This is a genomic window from Geoalkalibacter ferrihydriticus DSM 17813 (assembly GCF_000820505.1).
Lineage (GTDB): Bacteria > Desulfobacterota > Desulfuromonadia > Desulfuromonadales > Geoalkalibacteraceae > Geoalkalibacter > Geoalkalibacter ferrihydriticus.
On sequence record NZ_JWJD01000006.1, the window covers coordinates 145105 to 166024 of the forward strand.

The following is a 20920-nucleotide window of genomic DNA, read 5'->3' on the forward strand; positions in this document are numbered from 1 at the left end:
CGCGTATCACTGACTGAGCAGCTCTTTCTTCCATTCTTCAAGTTTGTGTCGATACTCCTCCACCAGCCGGTCGGCCTCGGCGGCATTGTCCGCTTCAGCAATGACATGGGCCACAGGTTGATGCTGATCAGGCAGCATAAGAACCCAGGCATCGCCGCGCTGCACCTTGACACCGTCGATGAAGCTGGCCTCGTGGTCGACGCTGTCTTCACTCATCTTGCGCATGATTCCCCCCTTGAGGTCAAAGGAGCAGGGAATCCGGATATGGCGGTAAGCCTGCCGTTTGACGGCCTGGCGCGCGGCACTCAGGGTCTGGCCCGTACGTGCCAGCAGTTCCAGGGTTTTGGCGACGGTGAACATGCCGTCGAAGTTGTAGTGAAAGGCGGGGAAGATGTAGTGCCCTTCCATGGAGAACCCCAACTGGACATTCTTGTTTTTGGCGGCATCGACCAGGGCGCGGCCATCGTTTTTGGTGCGGGTTACGGTCAGCCCGGCCGCCTGGGCGAGAGCCTCCACCGCTTGAGGTGCGGGCACCGGCGCGACCAGCTCGCCCCGCCCTTCGGCGCGGCAGACCAGAGACGCAAGAGTACACAAGGCATCGATGTCGGAGAATATTTCGCCCCGTTCGTCGATGAGTACGCAACGCTCGCCGGAGGGGCCGATCCAGAATCCGGCGTTGGCACCGAGAGTCACGACAATGCGCGAGAGCTGCTCCTCGGCGCGTTTGCGCTGCTCCGGAGTGGCCCCGGAGGCGCGCTCGGAAACGTGGGAATTGAGTTCGATGACCTCACAGCCAAGCTCGTTGAGCAGGCTCGGCAACAGATCGCCCGCGGGAGAGTGATTGAGGTCCACCACCACCTTGGGGGCCGCGGCGCGCAGAGCCTCACGGTCCAGGGCTCGGCGGTACCCTTCGCGGTAATAGTCGTAGATGCGTGGCAGCTCTGAAATTCCACCAGGTTCAGAGTGATGCACGCGGCGGAAATTTTCTTTGTAGTAGACCCGCTCGATGCCCTTGGCCGCCGAAGAGGAAACCTCCACCCCGTCGGCGTCATAAAAAATGATTTCCGTGGCGGCGGGATCATCGGGGCTCTGACGGAAATGCACCCCGCCCACCTCGCCGAAAGTGGTGAGCTTGTAGCGCAGTACCGGCAGCGAGATCATCTTGACGTCAATGACGTTGACCCCGGTGGACAGCAGCCCGCCGACAAAGGCGCGCTTGAGCATACGCGAGGAGCGCACCGCATCGCGTCCGCACAGAATGAAACTGTCCTTGGGTAGGGTCGAGCCGAATGCCGAACCGAGCTTGGCGGAAAATTCAGGTGTCAGTTCGACGTTGGTCAAGCCGCGTACCAGCGCTCCGTCATACAGGGATTTGCGCCATTTCTCGCCCCAGATGAGGTTGGTGGTGACGATGGCGCCGCTTTCGACGAGTTTGCGCGGCCAGATTTTGACATCCTTTTTGATGAAGGCTTCATCGCCCACCGTGGTTTCATCGGCGATCACCGCGCCTTCTTCGATGACCACGCCCTGGCCGATCTGCACACTGTTGCACAAGGTGGCGCCCTTGATGCGCGAGCCCTTGCGCACGTAAACATTGCGCCAGAGAATAGTGTCTTCGAGTTCCACCCCGTCTTCGATGGTGCAGTTGCGTCCGAGGATACAGTTTTTAAGGCGCGCCGTGCCTTTGATCTGCGAGTTGTCACCGATCACCACCATGCCTTCGAGCAGCGACAGATCCTTCTGCTCGACCTGCGCGTCCTGGCCGAGATAAATCCGCCGATTTTCGATGGGCGCGCGCGTGCCGGGCAGATCGATTTGGATTTTTCCGGCAAAGACGTCGCGACAGGCTTCAAGATAGGCGTCGGTATTGCCTACGTCCTGCCAGTAGCCCTGCAGGCTGCAACCGAACAGAGCGGCCTTTTCCTCGAGCATGGCGGGGAACACATCCTTCGACCAGTCGCGGTTCTCGTTGTCGGGAATGCGCTCGAGAACCTCCGGCTCAAGAACATAAATGCCGGTATTGATGGTGTCGGAGAAAACCTCGCCCCAGCCCGGCTTTTCAAGAAACTTGGTGATGCGGTCGCCTTTGTCGGTAATCACCACGCCGAATTGCAGCGGATCCTTGACCGATGTCAGCACAATGGTCGCCTCGGCTTTGCGCTCTTCATGGAATTTTAGTGCAGCAGAGATATCGAAGTCGGTGAGCAGGTCGCCGCTGATGATGACGAAGCGCTCCTTGAGATACTTGGCGGCCTGTTTTACCGCACCGGCGGTGCCGAAGTCCTCCAGAGGCGTGACATAGGTGATGCGCACACCGAATTCGCTGCCGTCGCCGAAATAGTTTTTGATGACCTCGGGCTGATGATAAAGCAACAGAACCATTTCATTGATGCCGTGTTCCTTGAGCAAATCCATGATGTGCAGCATCATGGGTCGGTTGAACAGGGGAATCATGGGCTTGGGCATGTTGATGGTCAGAGGGTGGATGCGGGTGCCGAAACCACCAGCCATGATGACAGCTTTCATAAGAGCGCTCCTTCGCGAAATAATTTCATGATCAGATTACATTCACATTTATGCCGATTTTTTCTTGGCCAGTATTATTCGCACCTGCTCCTTGAGCTCGCTCAGATCAGAGCTTTTGACCACATAGGCGTCAGCCAGCCAGGATGAAAAATCATCCTTGTACATGCTGAAGGCGGTACAGAGGATCACCGGCAGTTCCTCGCGCTCGCGCACCATCTCCTTGAGCAGATCAAGGCCGCTCTCGCCGCGCATCTGGATGTCGAGAATCATCAGGTCAAAGGGCTCACGCGCCAGACATTCGCGGGCCTCCTGCCCCGACCCGGCGGTAACCACCTCATATCCTTCGTCTTCCAATTCATCGGCATAGAGCAAGCGCAGATCATCTTCGTCATCGACCACTAGAATTTTGGGCACGGCAACCTCCCTGGGCGTTTTATCCCCTGTGATGTGTTTTTGTAACAATTCGTCCTGCACCGCGGATCGTATTGTCATCGCTTGCGGTGAAAACCCGCCTGCGGCGCGAAGGGATATTATATCTGATTCGTTACATGTTTTTTTTAGTTCGGCAATTATAGCAGAGCAATTTTCGATGGCTAGAGGCTTGAAACAAGTATACGGCCGCAAAAGACCTCAACGACGAGATTTGCCTTTGTGTGCCTGCTGACGCTTAGGCTCCGGATGGTTCTTTTTTTCTTCGAGCAGCTCTTTGCCGTCGCGCTCGCGGTTGCACTCTTTCAACGCCGCGGCAATGTCCCCGCGACTCTCCGGCAGATGCCACAGCAGCAGGGCTTTTTGCATACGGCGCTCGCGCGGGTTTTGGGGGACATGTACGCGGGCGTTCGTAAAGGGATCCTGACCGGTATGCCAGATGCAGGTGGCCAGCGTTCCCGGGGTGGGGGTGAACTCCTGCACCTGTTCGACGCGCAGGTTGTGACGCTTGAGAAACAGGGCGGTATCCACCATGTGGGAGAGGGTGCAGCCGGGATGCCCGGCGATCAGATAGGGCACCACGCCGAGACGCTTACCGCCGGCATGGCAGGCATCGCGATAATAGCGAAGAAATTTCTCCAGGGGTTCGGGGCCGGGTTTGCGCATGATGGCAGTGACTTCAGGCACCACCGATTCGGGGGCGATTTTGAGCAGGCCGCCCACGTGGTGGGCGAGCAGTGCTTCGAAGTATTCCTGCTGGTGATCGAGCAGATCGTAGCGGATGCCCGAGGCGACGAAGACATGTTTCACTCCGGCGAGGCCGCGGATTTTCTCAAGCAGGCGTGTGGCCCTCACGCCGCTTGCCGCCAGATTCCGACAGATGCGCGGATGCAGGCAACTCTGGCGGCGGCACTGGGCGCGCGCGGCTTCATCGCCGCAGAACATGCCGTACATGTTGGCGGTGGGTCCACCGACGTCGCTGAGCGTTCCGCGAAACTCCGGATGCCTGGTCAGGGTGTGGACCTCGTCGATGATCGATTGTTCCGAGCGCGACTGGATGGTCTTGCCCTGATGGTGAGTGATGGCGCAGAAGGCGCAGCCCCCCGCGCAGCCGCGATGCGCGGTGATGGAAAACTTGATCTGCTCGTAAGCGGTGATTTTCTCCGTGTAGCTTGGATGCGGCAGCCGCGTGAAGGGCAGAGCGTAGAGACGATCGAGCTGTGCCGCGCTCAAGGGTTGCGCCGGCGGATTGACCAGCACCCAGCGAGCGCCGTGATTCTGTGTCAGAGCCCGACCGCTCCAGGGATTGGCTTCAGCGGCGGTCAGATGAAAAGCCTCGGCGTAGGCCCGCGGATCGGCGGCAACCGCGTCGAAGGAGGGCAACTCCAGCGCTGCCGGAAAGGGGGCGGACAGCATCACCGCCGTTCCCCGGATATCCTGCATGGCTTTAAGCTCTTCGCCGCTTGCGGCGCGCCGGGCGATGTCCACAAGCGGCGTCTCGCCCATGCCGAACACCAGCAGGTCGGCCTTGCTGTCGACCAGCACCGAGCGGCGCACCCGGTCATCCCAAAAATCATAGTGTGCCAGGCGGCGCAGGCTCGCCTCGATGCCGCCGATGACTACCGGCAATCCCTTGAAGGCACCCTTGAGAGCGGCGGTGTAGGCGATCACCGCGCGGTCGGGACGCGCCCCGGCGCGACCGCCCGGAGTATAGGCGTCATCATTGCGCACCTTTTTTGCTGCCGTATAGCGGTTGACCAGCGAATCCATGGCGCCTGCCGAAACCGCGGCAAACAGGCGCGGTCGCCCCATGGCCCTCAGGGATTCAGGGTCTTTCCACGCAGGCTGCGCGATAATCCCCACCCGATAGCCTTCGGCTTCAAGCAGCCGCGCCAGCAGTGCCGCGCCGAAGGCGGGATGGTCGATATAGGCGTCGCCGCTGACGAAGAGAATATCCAATTCATCCCAGCCGCGCGCGGTCATTTCCGCACGGCTGGTGGGGAGAAACCCCGCGCTGTATTTTAGAGGGGGGGTCTTCATTTCCTGCTCCAGAAAAAATCCTGGCCAGCATAGCACAATCCCTATGCGAATTGATTAGGGTTTTACACCGGATAGGGGATTCCGCAGAATTTATGTGTGATTGACAATTCAATTTCTCATGAGATAGTCAGGGGAGGGCTTCACGGGCGGTCCGTGCATGGCGCCAGGGTGTTTTTCACGAGGGAGGTGTCTCATGAGTGTGGTCAAGGAATTCAAAGAGTTTGCCATGCGTGGCAATGTCGTCGACATGGCGGTGGGGATTATCATCGGAGCGGCTTTCGGCAGGATTGTCACGTCCCTGGTCAATGACGTGATCATGCCGCCCATCGGCAAGTTGTTGGGCGGCGTCGATTTTACCGATCTCTTCATCACTCTTGGTGCAGGCGAATATGCCAGCCTGCTCGAGGCCCAGGCGGCCGGGGCGGCAACCATCAACTATGGCGTTTTCATCAATACCTTGGTCAACTTCATCATCGTCGCCTTTGCCATATTCATGGTGATCAAAACGATTAACAAGATGAAAAAGAAAGAAGAGGCGGCCCCGGCCCCGCCGCCCGAGCCGTCGGCCGAGGAGAAGCTGCTGGCGGAAATCCGTGACCTGTTGAAGAAGTAGGGCGACTCCAGACCGATTCAGTAAAAAATTCTGCGCCCTTTAGCTCACTTCGGGCAAGTAAGGATTTCAAGAAAGCTCCCCCTGTTGGGTGGGGCTTTTTTTTGTTTCTTTGGGAAGATTGTTGATTTGGTGGGTCTTGTATCCGGTGGACACATTTTTTGCAGGATAAGGTCTGCGTGCCTCGGGGAATATACCGATTATCGACAGTCCGAGGATTTTTTGGAGAGGTTAACGTACTGCAATTGTTTTGGTTTAAGGTTTTTCGGGCCTGGTTTCTCCAGGGGGATCACTCCCGGCCATTGGTTTTGTGAACCGTCAATTGACGCCGCCTGTCGTGATAAGGCGGTTTTTCAGAGGGAATTTATGAGCCGACAAGGAAGTCGCTGCCTGGAATTGTCCACGGACAGGCTCAACCGCGCGCTGCGCACTCTGAGCGCTGCAAGTGCGAGTATCATTCATGGTGCAACGGAAGAACAGCTCGTCGGCCAGATTTGCCGCATTCTAGTGCAAGTCGGGGGCTATCGGCTGGCCTGGATCGGGTTGGCCGATGCGCACGACGGCAGTCTTCTGGTGCAGGCTGGACAGTACTTCGAGGGGTGTCGCTCCCTGGATGCGGTGCGCACGGATGTGCGCGTTGATGGTTGGGGCAGTGCCTGCCAACTGATCAGCCGCGCGGTGCGCCTGGGGCGTTTTGTGGTGGTGCGGCGCGGCGGCGAGGACCGCTGGTCGCAGGCCTGTCGGCGATTATCCGGTGATCCGGGCTATGGATCCGCCCTGGCGCTCCCATTGACGCACGGCGCGGTAATGCTCGGCGTCCTGGCCTTGTATGCCGAAGCAATTGATGCCTTCGACGAGGATGAAGTTGACCTTCTCTCAGACCTGGCCGGCAACCTCAGTCACGGCATCGCCGCCCTGCGCGATGCGCGGCGACGCAGCGAAGCGGAAGCCGCCCTGGAGCAGGAACAGCAGTTTCTGCAGTCGGTTATCGACGGGGTCGCCGATCCGACCATGGTGATCGGTGTCGACCATGAGATTCTGCTTATGAATCGTGCCTCGCGCATCTATCTGGCCGAGGGTGCTTCGCTAAGGCCCGGTGCCCGCTGTCATGAGGTCATCGACGCCAGCCAAACACCGTGCAACGAAAAAGAGAAAATCTGCCCGCTGCGTGAAGTCCAGCGTACCGGAAAAACCTGCCGAGTCGTACATCGCCAGGTGCTTCCCGACGGCCGCCGCCGGACCTATGAGCTGGAAGCCTCGCCCCTGTGGAATGCGGACGGTTCTCTGCGCGGCATTATCCAGGCGGCGCGTGACATTACCCAGCGCCTGGCGGTGGAGGCGACTCTGCGCGAGAACCAGGATCGTCTCGACTATCTGGCGCACCATGATCCGCTGACCAATCTGCCCAATCGCCTGCGCTTTAATGCCCGTCTTCAGCAGGCCATGGCGCGCGCGCGCGAAACACACCGGCAGATCGCGCTGCTGGTTCTTGATCTGGATCGCTTCAAGAACATTAATGATTCTCTGGGACATGAGCTTGGCGATCAGGTGCTGCGCGAAGTGGCCGGGCGTCTGCGCCGCTGCCTGCGTGGTGGCGACACGGTGGCGCGTTTGGGCGGCGACGAATTTGTGGTGATTCTCGAGGAAATGGAAGATCTCAAGGCAGTGTCTGGGGTCGCGCGCAATATCCTGCGCAACCTGGGGCGGGCTTTTCAGGTCAGTCATCACGACCTTTTCGTCACCACCAGTATCGGCATCAGCCTTTTCCCCGGCGATGCCCAGAGCGCCGAGGGCCTGATGAAGAACGCCGATGTGGCCATGTACCGGGCCAAGGAAGAAGGCCGCAACAATTATCAATTCTATCGGCCCGATATGAACGTGCGCACCCCCGAGATGTTGATTCTGGAGAGCAATCTGCGCCGCGCCATGAGCGAGAATCAGCTAGAGCTTTACTATCAGCCGCAATATGATCTGGCTTCGCGGCAACTGATTGGTCTTGAAGCGCTGCTGCGCTGGCAGCACCCTGTACAGGGCAGGATCTCTCCGGCTGACTTTATTCCCCTGGCGGAAGAAACCGGCCTTATTGTGCCTCTGGGGCAGTGGGTGCTGAAAACGGCCTGTGTTCAGGCCAAAGCCTGGCAGGAGCAGGGTTACCTGCCGGTGCGGGTGGCGGTCAACATTTCGGCGCGCGAATTCCGTCAGCCGGATTTTGTCGAAAATGTCGAGGGCATTCTCGCGGAAACCGGGCTTGACCCGCACTGGCTGGAGCTTGAAATCACCGAGAGCATCGCCATGCAGAATTTCGAAGAAACCATCATGACCCTGACCGATCTCAAGATTCGCGGCGTGCATCTGGCCATCGACGATTTCGGCACCGGCTATTCCTCGCTGGGGTATCTCAAGCGTTTTCCCATCAGCAAGCTCAAAATCGACCAGTCTTTCGTGCGCGACATCAATCGCGACTGCAACGATGCGGCCATCGCGACCTCCATCATCGCCCTGGGGCGCAGCATGAACATGGAGGTGATCGCCGAGGGCGTGGAAACTGAGGCTCAGGCCGAATTGCTTCTCGGCAAAGGCTGCCATCAGGCGCAGGGTTTTCTGTTCTCCCCGGCGGTTGCGGCGGAGAAAGTCGAAAATTTTTTTTCGCGCGCGGCGCCACAGAATAGATCCGCGCGGGTTATCCACCTGCCGCGCGCCGGCACCCAGTAACACGCCGCATCCGCCAGGCTCGTTTCAGCGCTTTTTCTGTGTTTCGCTGAGATCCTCGGCATAGCCGGTCAACTCCACATAGCCGCGACCGCTGATCTTGCGGCCCGCGCGCCTGCCTTCCACCCAGACCGCTCCTTCCCAGTAACGGATGCTGACATCGAGTTCCTGATCCGCGAGCAGGGGCGTCACCGTCAATTCCAGATTTTCTCCCGGTACTTTCAGCTTCCATTGCGCGGGATAGGTTCCGCCGCGCGGGCTGTGCCAGGTTTTGAGCACCTGTAGTTCGACGTCGTCGCGCCGCAGCAGCCGTCCTGTGCCGTCGGGGGTCACCCAGATCCCTTTGCTCGCCGGATCGCTGCCGCCGTCCTGGAGGCGCAACTGGTAGAACATCAACTCGTGGTCGTCATCGAGCTGCAGGGCGAACCAGTCCCAGCCCTGCTGGTCGGGGGCCAGAGCGCTGGTGCTCCATTCGCGATCGAGCCAACTGTCGCCACTGACGGTGAAGGTCTGTCCGTCGATACGCACCTGGCCTTGGGTCGGCAGGCGGGTGAAAGAATAGTAATAGGAGGCGTTTCCGTCCGCGGCGCTCTTGCGGCTCAGGCCCGCCTCGCCCTGCAAAACCAGGGGTTTGCCCTGGCTCAGAGACAGATCGATGGTCGTCTGCCCGTCGCCTGCCTGCAGGCGCATGGGAAAGGTCTGGTCCTCGCCGCTCGCCTGCCAGTCTTCCAGCCACACGCGAAAAGGTGCGGCCTGGGCGCCGGCCAGATCGAGAGCCGCTCGGCTGAAGCGCTCGGCAGCAAAAAATTGTCGGCCATCGATATCGCTGAGGGCGAAATGGCCCATGTAAATCTGGTTTGCGCCCCACTCAGAAGGGCGATCGAGGGACTGCGGGCTCAAGGCCACGCGGAAAAAAGTGAGCTGATAGCCGAAGCGGCGCCCCGCACCATCGCGCAGGTTGCCGGTGTAGTACCACCATTCGGTTTTGAATTCGGGATGTGGGCCATGATCCTCGGGAAACACGAAGGGGCGCGGCACCAGGGCGCGTGCGTAGCCCTCATCCTCTTCGGCGCCGAGGGTTTCGGAAAGGCTCAGGCGCCGTTCGGAGTCAGGGGCCGTCGGGGGATCGCTGCATGCGCCAAACAGCAGGGTCGGTAGCAGGGTCAGTAGCAGCATGGGCCAGGGCATGCTCATTCCTCCCGCAGGGCCAGGGCCGGCGAGGTGCGCGCCATGCGCCAGGCCGGATAAAGCCCCGCCAGCAGCGCCGCGACGACTGCCAGCAGCAGGGCCTGCAGCACAATGTCCGGGGCGAGATAGGTCTGCATGGTCCAGCCGAAGGAGCGGCGGTTGATCACGTGGATCAGCACCAACGCCTGTACGAGCCCCAGAGGCAGTGCGAGCAGGCCGGCGACCAGACCGATAAGTCCGGTCTCGGCGGTCACCAGCCGCCACACCTGGCGCGGGGTCAGGCCATTGGCGCGCAGCACCGCCATTTCGCGGGCGCGCTCGATCTGCATGGCCATCAGGGCATTGAGAATGCCGATGAAGGCGACGATGATCACCAGCAGGCGCAGCACGGCCGTGATGGCGAAAGTGCGGTCGAAGGTCGCCATGGACGCTTCGCGCAGGGAGCGGTTGGAGTAGACCACCACCTGCTGCCGGCCGCCGGCCAGAGCGCGTAATTCGGCCGCCACCGTTTCGGCTTCCAGGCCGGGCTTGAGATACAAACCGAGGGCGTCGCTGCCGCGTTCGTCCCAGTAGCGCGTGAAGATGTTGCGACTCAGGGTGACGCGACCCTGGTCGGAGCCGTAATCCATGTAGATCCCGGCCACCTCGAATTTCACCGGACCGCGATCGGTGCGCAGTTCAAGCAGATCGCCCCGCCCGAGGCCGCGGTGGTAGGCAAAAGGTTCGGAGACCAGCACCGCCGGCTGGGTGGCAAACGCCTGCCAGATCCGCGTGGGATCGCCGCTTTTGAACTCATAGCCCGCCTGGGCGCGGGGCGGGATCTCGGCAACGAACAGCTCCAGTGTGCCTTGTGCGCCTTCGAGCAGCAGGTGGCGGGCACGTGTCGCAAGTTCGACGCCCGGAGCCTGGCTCAATTCTTCAACGAGGCGCGGTTCAAGGGGGGTGCGTCCCGCTTCGAAACCCACGCTCGGTGTGGTGATGTAGATATCGGCGCGCAGATAACTCTCCAGCCACTGCGCGACGCTCAGGCGAAAACTGCCGATCATCAGGCCGATCCCGATGGTTGCCGCCACCGCCACGGCCAGGGCCGCCGTGGCCACGCCGCTGCGGCTGAGCGAGGCGCCCAGGTTGCGCCCGGCCATTTTCCCCAGCACACCGCCCAGCCGACCCAGGGGGGCGGACAAGGCGCGCAGCAGGGCCAGCATCAGCCCCGGCACGGCCAGGGCGTAGCCGGCAATCACCGCGAACAGGGCCAGAAAACTCAGGATCAGGCTATTGCCGGGCAGAATCAGAGCCAGGGCGCCGAGTGCGGCAATGATCAGGCCGAGCAGGGCCATCCGCGGGGCGCGGCGGCGTTGCGCGCTTTCCACCGTCGAGCGCATCAGCACCCGGCGCGGCGGCGTGCGGGTGGCTTCCACAGCCGGGATAAAGGCGGCGGCCAGGGTTGCGCCCACACCCAGAGCCACACCTTTGAGCAGCGACCAGGCAGTAACCTCCAGGTGCTGGACATGGAGTACGAAATACAGATCATTGATGGTGCGGGTGACGAGGCTGAGCAGTCCCTGCCCGAGCCCCACGCCCAGCAGCAGACCGAGCAGGGTGCCGGCCAGGCCGATCAGCAGGGCTTCCCCCAGAATCAGGCGGAAAATCTGCGCGCGGGTCACACCCAGGGTGCGCAAAATACCGAGAAGCGGGCGCCGTTGCAGCACCGCGAAGGTCAGGGTGTTGTAGATCAGAAACATGCCGATGACCAGCGCCAGCAGGCTCATGGCAGTGAGGTTGAGCTGGAAGGCACGGGTCATTTGCGCCATCACGTCAGCGCGCGCCGAGGCGCTTACCAGGGTTGCGGCCGGCGGCAGCAGGGCTTCGATTTCAGCCGCCAGGGCCTGGCCTGATGGGCCTGCGGGCAGGATCAGGTCGATGCGCGACAGCCGTCCGAGCAGCCCCAGGGTTTCCTGGGCGGTGGCGATATCGACGATGATGAGATTGTCCAGGGCGCGTGCGGTGATTTCGTCGGGCGCGCTCAAAACTCCGGACAGGGTCAGAGAGACGGAGGTGCCCAAGGTATCGACACGCCATGCTTCGTTCAGCGACAGGCCCAGGCGCCGGGCCGTCGTATCAAGGAGAAAGGCGCTGCCCGGCTCGACGAGCAGGCGGGTAAAGTCGGCGGTGGTTTCCAGGCTGGGGGTATAGGTGCGGAATGGTCCGTCGGCGAGGGGATCGATGCCGAGAATCCGCATCGTCAGGCCTGGAACCCCAGGCAGCTCGGCATAGCCTTCGACGATGGGTGCGCTGTGCCGCACGCCCGCCTCGACGCGCAGGCGCCGATAGACATCTTCATCCAGACCCTGAGGTCCGCCGATGATCTGATGGGTGGTGCTGCCGCTGAGGGTGTCGGCGGACAAGCGAAAGGCGCGCGAGGCGCTGCTGTTGGCCAGATCGATGCCGATAACCACCGCCACGCCCAGCGCCACGCCGATAACGGCAAACAGCAATTGCAGTGGATGGCGCGCGAGCGAGCGCCATCCGGCACGGGCGAGGATCATGGCGGGGATTCCTCAAGGCGGCCGTCGCGGATGGTCAGAATGCGATCGGCGCGCCGTGCCACCTCGGCGCTGTGCGTGACCATGATCAGGGTGGCGCCGTGCTCACGGACCAGGTCATCGAGCAGATCCAGGGCCTGCGTTCCCGTTTCGCCGTCGAGATTGCCCGTCGGTTCGTCGGCCAGCAGCAGGCTGGGCCGGTGGATGAGCGCGCGGCAGATGGCAATCCGCTGCTGTTCGCCGCCCGAGAGGCGATCGGGAAAGGAAGAGGCGCGCTCCCGCAATCCGACCTCCCCAAGCAGCTCTTCGGCACGGTGTTTTTCCTTCGCATCGAGACGGCCCTGCAACTCCAGGGGCAGGAGCAGGTTTTCAAGGACAGTGAGGGTGGGAATCAGGTTGAAAAACTGAAAGACAAACCCAATATGCGCGCGGCGAAACAGGGTGCGCTCGTGCTCGCTCAGGTGGTTGAGGACGGTGCCCTGGATGATCACCTCGCCCTGGTCGGGCTGATCAATGCCGCTGATGAGGTTGAGCAGGGTCGATTTGCCCGAACCGCTGCGCCCGAGCAGGGCGATGCGCGCGCCACGGGCGATGCTTACCTCGAGATCGGCGAAAATCGTGCGGGTGCTTTCGCCCTCGCGGTAGCTTTTGCTTAGCCGACGCAGGTGCAGCAGGGGCGCGGCGATTGTGGCGGGGGTAGAGGTCATGGCGGTTCCGGGTTTGGTTGGGGAACAGGTTATGCAAAGAGTTTAGCAGATTGCGCAGCCCGGTGGGCAACCATTGACACAAGATGAGATCGGTTGTAACTATTCAGCTGCAATCCCCAATCGCGCCGCAGGCCTGCGGTGCATGCTGAACAGTTACGATCGGCTTATCGTGGCATATCAGGTCCGGCAGGGACCGGGAAGGTGCGAGGAAGAGCATGTCGGAAAAAATTCTCATTGCCCAGGCGCCCGGTGCAGAGCGGCAGACACTCAGGGGATTGCTGCGCGAGCAGGGCTATTTTGCCGTTATCGCCGGCAGTCTGGATGCGGCCCTGCGCATGTTGGCGGAAAATCCTGCCGTATTGCTTCTCGATCCGGATCTGGCCGATGGTGCCGGGCCGCAGTTTTGGTCGGCTTTGGAGGACGGCTGCCGGCAGAGCGAAACCGCCTGTCTGGCATTGATTGGTGCCGGGCGTACCGCCGGCGCGCTGCATGAGCGTGCGCCTTGGCTAGCCGGCTCTGTGCGTCTGCCGGCCGATCCCGCGGATCTGGCGGTGCGCGTGCGCGATGTGCTGACCATTCGTCGCCTCGGGCACGAGCTTGCCCTTGCCCACAACATGCTGAGCAAGAAGCAGCGCGAATTCGGCGAAAGTCTGCGCGCCGCGGCGCAGATTCAGAAAAATCTTCTGCCCCGCCATCTGCCCAAAGTCGAAACCCTCAATTTCGCTTATCGCTTCATGCCTTGCGAGGCCGTCGGCGGCGATCTTTTCAACGTGCTGCGCCTCGACGAAGACACGGTCATGGCCTACTTGTTTGATGTCAGCGGCCATGGCGTATCCGCGGCCATGGTCGGCGTTTCGGTGCACCAGAGCCTTTCGCCGCACAGCGGGCACATCGTCAAGCAGCGTCTCGATCAGCCCCCCTACTACCGGATTCCGGGACCGGCTCAGGTCATGGCGGCGCTGGAAGCCGAGTTTCCCTTCGAGCGGTTCGATAAATTTTTCACCATCGCCTATCTGCTCATCGATATCCACAGCGGCCGGGTGCGCTATTGCAATGCTGGCCATCCACCCTCTTTGCTGCTGCGCGCCGATGGTTCGGTGGAGACTCTCGATCAGGGCGGCGGACTCATCGGCCTGAGCGAGGTGGGAGCGTTCAACGAAAGCGAGGTGCGCCTCAATCCGGGGGATCGCATTTTTCTGCATTCCGACGGGATTGTGGAATATACCAACAGCATGCGTGAGTTTTTCGGCGAGGAGCGCTTTCTGCGCAAGCTCGGCGAATTCAAACGCCATGAGCTGGGCAAGGTGTGTGACAAGGTCATCGAAGCCCTGCGCACCTTCGGCCGGGGCGCGCCCCTTGCGGACGACATCACTCTGCTTGGCATCGAATATCGCGGCCGCTGAGATCTTACCCTCACCGGCCTGCCTCTTTTATTGTCAATGCTGCCCGCAACTTCCGCAGGTGGAGCGTTGGCACAGGGGTTTGGATACGGCCGCTTTGGTGTCGCCGCCGTGGGCGGCCAGGCTGGCTTTGGAGACGTGCCAGTGACCATCGATTTCCTGGCCCTGGAGCAGGTTGCGCTTGAGGTTCATGAGGATGTTGACGGTGGTGGTGCCGAGCATTGCGGCAGCTTCTTCGATGGTCACCAGGTCGTTTTCAGGAGATGTCTGCATGGCTGGACTCCTTGCCCTAAAGAGATTACGGCAAGGATTCTTCACGATTCGTGCCTTGTTTTTCAGGAGCTGTTCAGCATGCACCGCAGGGTGAGGCGGCATCGCGTACGGCAAAAACTCACCTACGGCTCAAACATTTGCCGCAACACTCAACCGCCGCACCCTGCGGTACTCTCGGATTTTGCAGCGAAAGAGTTCCATTTTTTTATAGGTGCTCTAGGTCCTATTCAATCGCAGCTTTCTCTTGCGTCACCACATCTTTCACCACCAGCAGAATGCGCCGCACGATCTCTTCGACGCCCTGGGCATTGGGATGGATGCCGTCGGGCAGGTTCAATTCCGGGACACCGGCCACGCCTTCGAGGAAAAAGGGATAGAAGGGCACATCGTGCTTCTCGGCAAGGCTGGGATAAAGTGCATCAAATGGGATATAATAATCCCGGCCGAAATTGCGCGGCGCGCGCATGCCGGCCAGAATCGGCTGTACGCCGCGCTCACGCAGGCGGGTGAGGATGGCGTCGAGGTTGGCGCGCGTGTGTTCCGGCGCCAGGCCGCGCAGGGTGTCGTTGCCGCCCAGATTGACGAGAACGATATGCGGCTCATCGGCCAGAGTCCACTCCAGGCGCGCCAGGCCGCCGGCGCTGGTGTCGCCGGAAACGCCCGCGTTGATTACGCGCACTGCACAGCCCTGCTCACGCAGGGCTTTTTCCAGGCGGGCGGGAAACGCCTCTTCGGGGGCCAGGCCGTAGCCGGCGGTGAGGCTGTCGCCGAGCACGGCCAGACGCAGAGTCTCCTGGCCGGCCAGGACGAGCTGCGGAGCAAGCAGCACGAAAACCAATAAAATTTTCAGCAGGAAGGCAGGCATGTCTCAATCCATGGTTGAAATAACGAATCTCCATTTGAGTCTAGTCGGTGGCGGCGGGCAGGTCAATATCCTGCGCGGCGTCGATCTGCGCGTCGCGCGTGGCGAAACCTTGAGCATCGTCGGTCCCTCGGGCGCGGGGAAAACCACCCTGCTCATGGCGATGTCGGGGCTGGAACGGGCCACCAGCGGAAGCATACGGGTCGACGGAGTTGATCTCGCCGATCTCAACGAGGACGGGCTGGCCCGCTTTCGTCGCGAGCACCTGGGCATCGTCTTTCAGTCTTTTCATCTGGTGCCGACCATGACCGCCCTGGAAAACGCCGCGTTGCCCCTGGAATTCGCCGGCGACCCCGCTGCCTGGGACAAGGCGGCGGCGGCTCTGGACGCCGTCGGGTTGCGTGATCGCCAAAGCCATTTCCCCGGTCAGCTCTCCGGCGGCGAGCAGCAACGGGTGGCCCTGGCGCGGGCCTTTGTCGCCAATCCGTCGCTGATTCTTGCCGACGAGCCGACGGGCAATCTCGATCGGGACACAGGGGCACGCGTCATGGAGTTGCTCTTCGGTTTGCAGGCCGAGCAGGGCACCACCCTTATTCTCATCACCCATGACGAGGCCCTGGCGCAGCGCTGTGGGCGCCGCCTGCACATGGCCGACGGACGCTTCCCGGCGTCCGACGCGGGCCGGGCATGAAGGAGCCGGCGCTTTTGCCCCAGGCCTGGCGTCTGGCCCGTCGTGAACTGCGCGGCGGCCTGCACGGTTTCGGCGTGTTTCTCGCCTGCCTGTTTCTCGGCGTGTTCGCCATCAGCGCCGTCGGCTCTTTTGCCGCGGCGGCGCGCAGCGGCCTGCTCACCGACGCCCGCGCTCTGCTCGGCGGCGATGTGGAAGCGCGCCTCACTCACCGCGAACCCGATTCGGCGCAGCTTGATTTTCTCGAGGCGCGCGGCCGCTTATCGCGGGTCGTCGAAATGCGCGCCATGGCACGCGCGGCCGCCGCTGATGGGCGTCTGCTGGTGGAACTCAAGGCGGTGGACGATGCCTATCCTCTCTATGGCGAGGTGGATATCGCTCCGCCTGCGCCCCTGGCCCACGCCCTTGATCGTGGTGAGGACGGTATTTATGGCGCACTGGCCGAGACGGCCCTGTTGCAGCGCCTGGATCTCCAGGTGGGGGATCGTGTCCACTTGGGGGATGCCGAGTTGCGCATCGCCGGGGTCCTGGTCCGCGAGCCCGATCGCACTTTCGGCGCCTTTACTCTGGGACCCCGCTTGCTGATCAGCCGCAGCGCCCTGACGGAAACCGGCCTGTTGCAACCGGGCAGCCTGGTGACTTATGCCTATCGTCTGCGTTTGCCGGCCGATGAGGTCGCAGAGGATGTGCGCGCCGAACTTCAGACGGCGTTTCCCGATGCCGGCTGGCGCCTGCGCACCTGGCGCGAAGCCGATCCGCGGGTGCGCGATTTCATCGATCGTATGGCTCTCAATCTTACCCTGGTGGGCTTGTGCGCCCTGCTGGTCGGGGGCCTGGGGGTGGCCGGAGCGGTCCGCGGCTATCTCGGCGGCAAGGTGTTTCACATCGCCGCGATGAAATGCGTCGGTGCGCCGGGGCGGGTCATCTTTGCCGGGTATCTTTTGCAGATTCTGATCCTCGGGGCGGTGGGCGCAGCCGCCGGGCTGCTGGCCGGGGGCAGTGTGCCCTGGCTTGCCGTGCACCTGTTCGGCGAGCGTCTGCCGGTGCCTTTGCAGCCCGGTTTCTATCCCCAGCCCCTTCTGACCTCGGCGCTTTTCGGCCTGCTCATCGCCCTGGTGTTTTCCCTCAAGGCCCTGGGCGTCGCGCGCCGCGTACCGCCCTCGGTGTTGTTTCGCGGCTATGCGGAAACCATTCGCCTCTCGCCCGGGGGCGGAATCTGGTTGGCCGTTGTCCTCTCCGCAGCGGGTTTGGCCCTGCTCACCGTTCTGACCAGTCCCGACCGGCGCCTCGCCCTGTGGTTCATTGCCGGGGCGCTGGCCTGCTTTGCCATCTTCCGCGGGCTCTCCGCCCTGATCATCGTTCTTGCGCGGCGTGCGCCCCGGCCTGCGCAGCCCAGCCTGCGACTGGCTCTGGCCAATATCCACCGGCGTGGTTCACCGGCGGGCAGTGCGGTATTTTCGCTGGGATTGGGGCTGACCGCCCTGGTCATCGTCGCCCTGGTGCAGGCCAATCTCAATCGCCTCGTCGATGAAACGGTACCGGACGAAGCGCCGGCCTTTTTCTTCATGGACATTCAAAGCGATCAGGTTGCGCAGTTCGAGGAAGCCCTGGCCGCGGTGCCGGGGGTGAGCCGCAGCGAGCGCCACCCGACCCTGCGCGGTCGAATCACCGCTATCGACGGGGTTCCTGTGGAGCAGGCGGAGGTTGATCCCGAGGTGCGCTGGGCGGTGCGCGGCGATCGTTTTCTGAGCTATGCCGCCGACCTGCCGGAGAGCACCGAAGTGGTGGCCGGGAGCCGGTGGCCGCGCGATTACAGCGGACCGCCGCTGTTGTCCCTGACCACCGATCTCGCCGAAGGTTTCGGCATCGACGTCGGCGACACCTTGACGGTCAACGTGCTCGGCCGCGAGGTCACCGCCGAGATCGCCAATCTGCGCCGCGTCGACTGGTCAACTCTGGATCTCAACTTCGCCCTGCTGTTTGCGCCGGGCACCCTGGAAGGCGCGCCCCAGACCCACATCGCCACGGTCTATGTCGCACCCGCCGACGAAGCCGCCTTGCTGCGCACCGTCACCGACCGCCTGCCCAACGTCTCGGCCATCGGTATCCGCGAAGTGCTCGCCAATGTGGCGCGCACCCTGGAGCGCATCGGCCTGGTGTTTCAGGCCATGGCGGGGGTGGCTCTGGTGACGGGGTTTCTGGTGCTGGCCGGGGCGATTTCCGCCGATCAGCATCGGCGTATCCACGACGCGGTGATCTTCAAGGTATGCGGTGCCACGCGCCGCGACATCCTGAGCGCCTTTGCCGCCGAATTCCTGTTGCTCGGCCTGGCTGCCGCGGCGATCAGCGCCCTGGTGGGCGGACTGGCAGCCTGGGGGATTCTCGAAGGGTTGATGAATACGCCTTTCAGCCTGCGCGGCGGCACGGTGCTGTTGACCCTGAGTGTCGGGCTGGCCCTGACTCTGGCTTTAGGGCTGGCGGGCACCTGGAAGGCCCTGGGGCAGAAGCCGGCGGCTTATCTGCGGGAGGATTGAAGGGTTGTGGGCATTTGTCCTTGGTCGTTGGTTTTGACGTATTTCGTCACGGAGCTGTGTTAGGCTGGAGCCATGGCCGATTCCGAAACCCTTGAGAAAAAACTCGCCATCCTCGCCGAGAGCGCCAAATATGACGCGTCCTGTTCGTCGAGCGGCAGTACGCGCTCCCCGGCTGGCGGGTTGGGCAATGTTGCGCGCAGCGGGGTTTGCCACAGCTGGTCGGCGGACGGGCGCTGTATTGCGCTGCTCAAGATTCTGCTCACCAACGCCTGCATTTACGATTGCGCCTATTGCGTCAACCGGCGCAGCAACGATGTGCCGCGCGCCACTCTCACCCCCGGCGAGGTGGCGGATATCACCATCAATTTCTACCGGCGCAACTACATCGAAGGGTTGTTTCTCAGCACCGGCGTGCTGCGCGATCCTGACTACACTATGGAGCAGTTGCTCGCCGCCGTGCGTAAACTGCGCGAAGATCATCGTTTCGGGGGCTATATTCACCTCAAGCTGGTGCCCGGCGCCGATGCGCGCTGGGTTGAAGAAGCGGGGCGCTACGCCGACCGGGTAAGCATCAACATCGAGCTGCCCAGCGCCGCGAGCCTCGGGCAACTGGCGCCGGACAAGGGGCGCGCGGCGATTCTCGAGCCCATGACCCTCGCCGGACGGCTCATCACCGAGAGCCGCGCCGCGCGGCGCAAGAGTCGCAAAGCGCCGGTGTTCGCCCCGGCGGGGCAGAGCACCCAATTGATTGTCGGCGCCACCCCCGAAAGCGACCGGCACATTCTGCGCCTGTCCGAATCTCTCTATCAGCGCATGGATCTCAAGCGCGTCTACTACTCCGCCTTCATTCCCGTGAGTACCGATAATCGCCTGCCGGTTTTGACCGCCCCGCCCCTGTTGCGCGAGCACCGCCTCTATCAGGCCGACTGGTTGCTGCGCTTCTACGGTTTTGCCGCCGAGGAAATTCTCAGCGAAGAACAGCCCGATCTCGACACGGCGCTTGATCCCAAAGCAGGCTGGGCGCTGCGCAACCTGCACCTGTTTCCCGTCGAGGTGAACCGCGCCGATTACGAGATGCTGCTGCGCGTGCCCGGAATCGGGGTGCGTTCGGCGCGCAAAATTCTGCGCGCGCGACGGGGCGGCGCGCTGGGTTTCGATGCGTTGAAGCGTCTGGGCATCGTTCTCAAGCGCGCCCGCTATTTTTTGACCGCCCAGGGACTGTATTTCGGCGAGGCGGATCTGGCAGCCGCCAACCTGCGTGAACGCTTGCTGGCCCTGCCTGCGCCGCAAAAGAAATCAGCGCAACAACTCGATCTGTTCGCGGGAGGGGCCGAATCACAGGAACACTTTTCCGCGACGGTGACAGGGGAAATGTAGGAGCGATCGCCTATCTTGCCGGCCTCAGCCCTCGCTATTGTCGCTTTTGTCGTTTTTCCGCAAGTCGGCCATTCTCACGTCCAGACCGCCTCCCTTGATGTGCAAATCGTGCTGGGAGAAGGGGATTTCAACGCCATGTTCGGCGAACTTGTCATAAATAGCGAAATTGACGGAGCTTACCAACCTTCCCCGGCGGTGCACCTGACTGGAACTCCAGACGCGCAACTCAAAGAGAAGACCGCTGTCGCCGAATTCCCTCAGGCACACTGTCGGCTCAGGACTGGCCAGGATATCCGGATTGTTCGCCGCGACCTCCAGCAATAGTTTTTCCACCAGTCGCGCGTTGCTGCCGTAGGCGACGGAAACCTGAATGCGAAAGCGTACCAGAAATTCGTTATGGCTCCAGTTGACCACATTTTCGACGATGAATTTGGAGTTCGGCACAATGATGGAGATATTGTCGTTGGTGACCACCGTGGTGCTGCGCCCGCCGATGTGAATCACGTCGCCTTCGATATTGCCCACAACAATGCGGTCGCCGACTTTGATGGGGCGCTCGAACAAAATGATCAGGCCGCTGATGAAATTGCTGACGATGTTTTGCAGGCCGAAGCCGAGGCCGATGCCCGCCGCACCGGCCAGGACGTTAAGCGTGGTGAGATCGATCCCCGCTGTCTGCAGGATGACGACAAAGCCGATCACCAGAACAAAGTAGCGAATGATCGACCCGGTCGCCTGTCTGACCCCAATGCTCATCCGCGTTCTGGTCAAGGCATTTTCGACCATCCAGCGGCGCAATTTCCCGCTGAGGTAGAAGAGGAGAAAAAGAAAAACGACCAGGTAGATTATGGTTCCGAGGGTGACATAGGTATCGCCGAGAGCGAAGAGACGAATCCCCAGAACCTCTTTTGCGCGCTCAAACCAGGCTTGATCTATCTGCATGCCTGTCTCCCAGGGTTAATTGAGGAAAAAACGGCGCGAATGCGCACCTATCAAAAATATAGACGGGATAGAGCGATTGTCATCCCCTCCCG

At 61.8% G+C, this 20920-nt stretch carries 15 protein-coding genes; 6 read left to right on the forward strand and 9 right to left on the reverse strand.

Annotated elements, in window-relative coordinates; all coding sequences use genetic code 11:
- Positions 1-6: 6 nt before the first annotated feature.
- The 3 genes from GFER_RS13885 to GFER_RS13895 all read right to left on the reverse strand — a co-directional run bounded on the left by GFER_RS13885 (position 7) and on the right by GFER_RS13895 (position 4995).
- Complete coding sequence (locus GFER_RS13885) at positions 7-2526, reverse strand: mannose-1-phosphate guanyltransferase (RefSeq protein ID WP_040100363.1); 2520 nt, start codon at positions 2524-2526, stop codon at positions 7-9.
- Positions 2527-2574: 48 nt separating this feature from the next.
- Entirely contained in the window at positions 2575-2940 is a 366-nt protein-coding gene (locus tag GFER_RS13890; protein ID WP_040100365.1) for a response regulator, read from the reverse strand.
- Positions 2941-3156: 216 nt separating this feature from the next.
- On the reverse strand, positions 3157-4995 hold the full coding sequence (locus tag GFER_RS13895) for a YgiQ family radical SAM protein (RefSeq protein ID WP_052446430.1): 1839 nt from the start codon (positions 4993-4995) through the stop codon (positions 3157-3159).
- Positions 4996-5188: 193 nt separating this feature from the next.
- Between GFER_RS13895 and mscL the strand changes: the two genes are divergently transcribed.
- Positions 5189-5608: a large-conductance mechanosensitive channel protein MscL gene (gene mscL / locus GFER_RS13900; protein ID WP_040100368.1), complete on the forward strand. Its 420-nt coding sequence runs from the start codon at positions 5189-5191 to the stop codon at positions 5606-5608.
- Between the two features lie 363 nt (positions 5609-5971).
- Positions 5972-8317 (forward strand): putative bifunctional diguanylate cyclase/phosphodiesterase, encoded by a 2346-nt coding sequence (locus GFER_RS13905; protein WP_082048088.1) that lies wholly within the window; start codon positions 5972-5974, stop codon positions 8315-8317.
- 24 nt (positions 8318-8341) lie between these two features.
- On the opposite strand, the gene GFER_RS13910 is transcribed toward GFER_RS13905, so the two are convergent.
- Genes GFER_RS13910 through GFER_RS13920 form a run of 3 tightly spaced genes read right to left on the reverse strand, consistent with a single transcriptional unit; the run spans position 8342 to position 12752 of the window.
- The gene (locus GFER_RS13910) at positions 8342-9502 is read right to left on the reverse strand and encodes a lipocalin-like domain-containing protein (RefSeq protein WP_200889327.1); all 1161 of its coding nucleotides are present in this window, start codon (positions 9500-9502) and stop codon (positions 8342-8344) included.
- A gap of 2 nt (positions 9503-9504) precedes the next feature.
- Entirely contained in the window at positions 9505-12048 is a 2544-nt protein-coding gene (locus GFER_RS13915; protein WP_040100370.1) for an FtsX-like permease family protein, read from the reverse strand.
- On the reverse strand, positions 12045-12752 hold the full coding sequence (locus GFER_RS13920; protein ID WP_040100372.1) for an ABC transporter ATP-binding protein: 708 nt from the start codon (positions 12750-12752) through the stop codon (positions 12045-12047). The genes GFER_RS13915 and GFER_RS13920 overlap by 4 nt, the downstream gene beginning before the upstream one ends.
- A gap of 215 nt (positions 12753-12967) precedes the next feature.
- Here GFER_RS13920 and GFER_RS13925 point away from each other — a divergent pair, with 215 nt between their 5' ends.
- Positions 12968-14155 carry a PP2C family protein-serine/threonine phosphatase gene (locus tag GFER_RS13925; protein WP_052446432.1) on the forward strand — a complete coding sequence of 396 codons (1188 nt, stop codon included), beginning with the start codon at positions 12968-12970 and terminating at the stop codon, positions 14153-14155.
- 33 nt (positions 14156-14188) lie between these two features.
- Here the strand turns inward: GFER_RS13925 and GFER_RS13930 are convergent, their stop codons facing one another.
- Both GFER_RS13930 and GFER_RS13935 read right to left on the reverse strand, forming a co-directional pair.
- Positions 14189-14425 (reverse strand): hypothetical protein, encoded by a 237-nt coding sequence (locus tag GFER_RS13930; RefSeq protein ID WP_040100374.1) that lies wholly within the window; start codon positions 14423-14425, stop codon positions 14189-14191.
- 223 nt (positions 14426-14648) lie between these two features.
- Positions 14649-15290 carry an arylesterase gene (locus GFER_RS13935; protein WP_082048089.1) on the reverse strand — a complete coding sequence of 214 codons (642 nt, stop codon included), beginning with the start codon at positions 15288-15290 and terminating at the stop codon, positions 14649-14651.
- On the opposite strand from GFER_RS13935, the gene GFER_RS13940 reads away from it, so the two are divergent.
- From GFER_RS13940 to GFER_RS13950, 3 genes are all read left to right on the forward strand, one after another.
- Entirely contained in the window at positions 15289-15978 is a 690-nt protein-coding gene (locus tag GFER_RS13940) for an ABC transporter ATP-binding protein (RefSeq protein ID WP_040100377.1), read from the forward strand. The two genes, GFER_RS13935 and GFER_RS13940, sit on opposite strands and share 2 nt — an antisense overlap.
- A 14-nt stretch (positions 15979-15992) precedes the next feature.
- A complete protein-coding gene (locus GFER_RS13945) occupies positions 15993-18509 on the forward strand; it encodes an ABC transporter permease (protein ID WP_200889328.1) in 2517 nt (838 codons plus the stop codon).
- Positions 18510-18581: 72 nt separating this feature from the next.
- Entirely contained in the window at positions 18582-19886 is a 1305-nt protein-coding gene (locus GFER_RS13950; RefSeq protein ID WP_040100382.1) for a putative DNA modification/repair radical SAM protein, read from the forward strand.
- Between the two features lie 24 nt (positions 19887-19910).
- Here GFER_RS13950 and GFER_RS13955 read toward each other — a convergent pair whose 3' ends face one another.
- Positions 19911-20828 (reverse strand): mechanosensitive ion channel family protein, encoded by a 918-nt coding sequence (locus GFER_RS13955; protein WP_052446433.1) that lies wholly within the window; start codon positions 20826-20828, stop codon positions 19911-19913.
- Positions 20829-20920: the final 92 nt, after the last annotated feature.

Bases quoted from the DNA above. Each gene is read 5' to 3' on its own strand.
- GFER_RS13885 (WP_040100363.1), bottom strand. From the start codon at position 2,526: ATGAAAGCTGTCATCATGGCTGGTGGTTTCGGCACCCGCATCCACCCT.
- GFER_RS13895 (WP_052446430.1), bottom strand. From the start codon at position 4,995: ATGAAGACCCCCCCTCTAAAATACAGCGCGGGGTTTCTCCCCACCAGC.
- mscL (WP_040100368.1), top strand. From the start codon at position 5,189: ATGAGTGTGGTCAAGGAATTCAAAGAGTTTGCCATGCGTGGCAATGTC.
- GFER_RS13905 (WP_082048088.1), top strand. From the start codon at position 5,972: ATGAGCCGACAAGGAAGTCGCTGCCTGGAATTGTCCACGGACAGGCTC.
- GFER_RS13910 (WP_200889327.1), bottom strand. From the start codon at position 9,502: ATGCCCTGGCCCATGCTGCTACTGACCCTGCTACCGACCCTGCTGTTT.
- GFER_RS13915 (WP_040100370.1), bottom strand. From the start codon at position 12,048: ATGATCCTCGCCCGTGCCGGATGGCGCTCGCTCGCGCGCCATCCACTG.
- GFER_RS13920 (WP_040100372.1), bottom strand. From the start codon at position 12,752: ATGACCTCTACCCCCGCCACAATCGCCGCGCCCCTGCTGCACCTGCGT.
- GFER_RS13925 (WP_052446432.1), top strand. From the start codon at position 12,968: ATGTCGGAAAAAATTCTCATTGCCCAGGCGCCCGGTGCAGAGCGGCAG.
- GFER_RS13930 (WP_040100374.1), bottom strand. From the start codon at position 14,425: ATGCAGACATCTCCTGAAAACGACCTGGTGACCATCGAAGAAGCTGCC.
- GFER_RS13940 (WP_040100377.1), top strand. From the start codon at position 15,289: ATGTCTCAATCCATGGTTGAAATAACGAATCTCCATTTGAGTCTAGTC.
- GFER_RS13935 (WP_082048089.1), bottom strand. From the start codon at position 15,290: ATGCCTGCCTTCCTGCTGAAAATTTTATTGGTTTTCGTGCTGCTTGCT.
- GFER_RS13950 (WP_040100382.1), top strand. From the start codon at position 18,582: ATGGCCGATTCCGAAACCCTTGAGAAAAAACTCGCCATCCTCGCCGAG.
- GFER_RS13955 (WP_052446433.1), bottom strand. From the start codon at position 20,828: ATGCAGATAGATCAAGCCTGGTTTGAGCGCGCAAAAGAGGTTCTGGGG.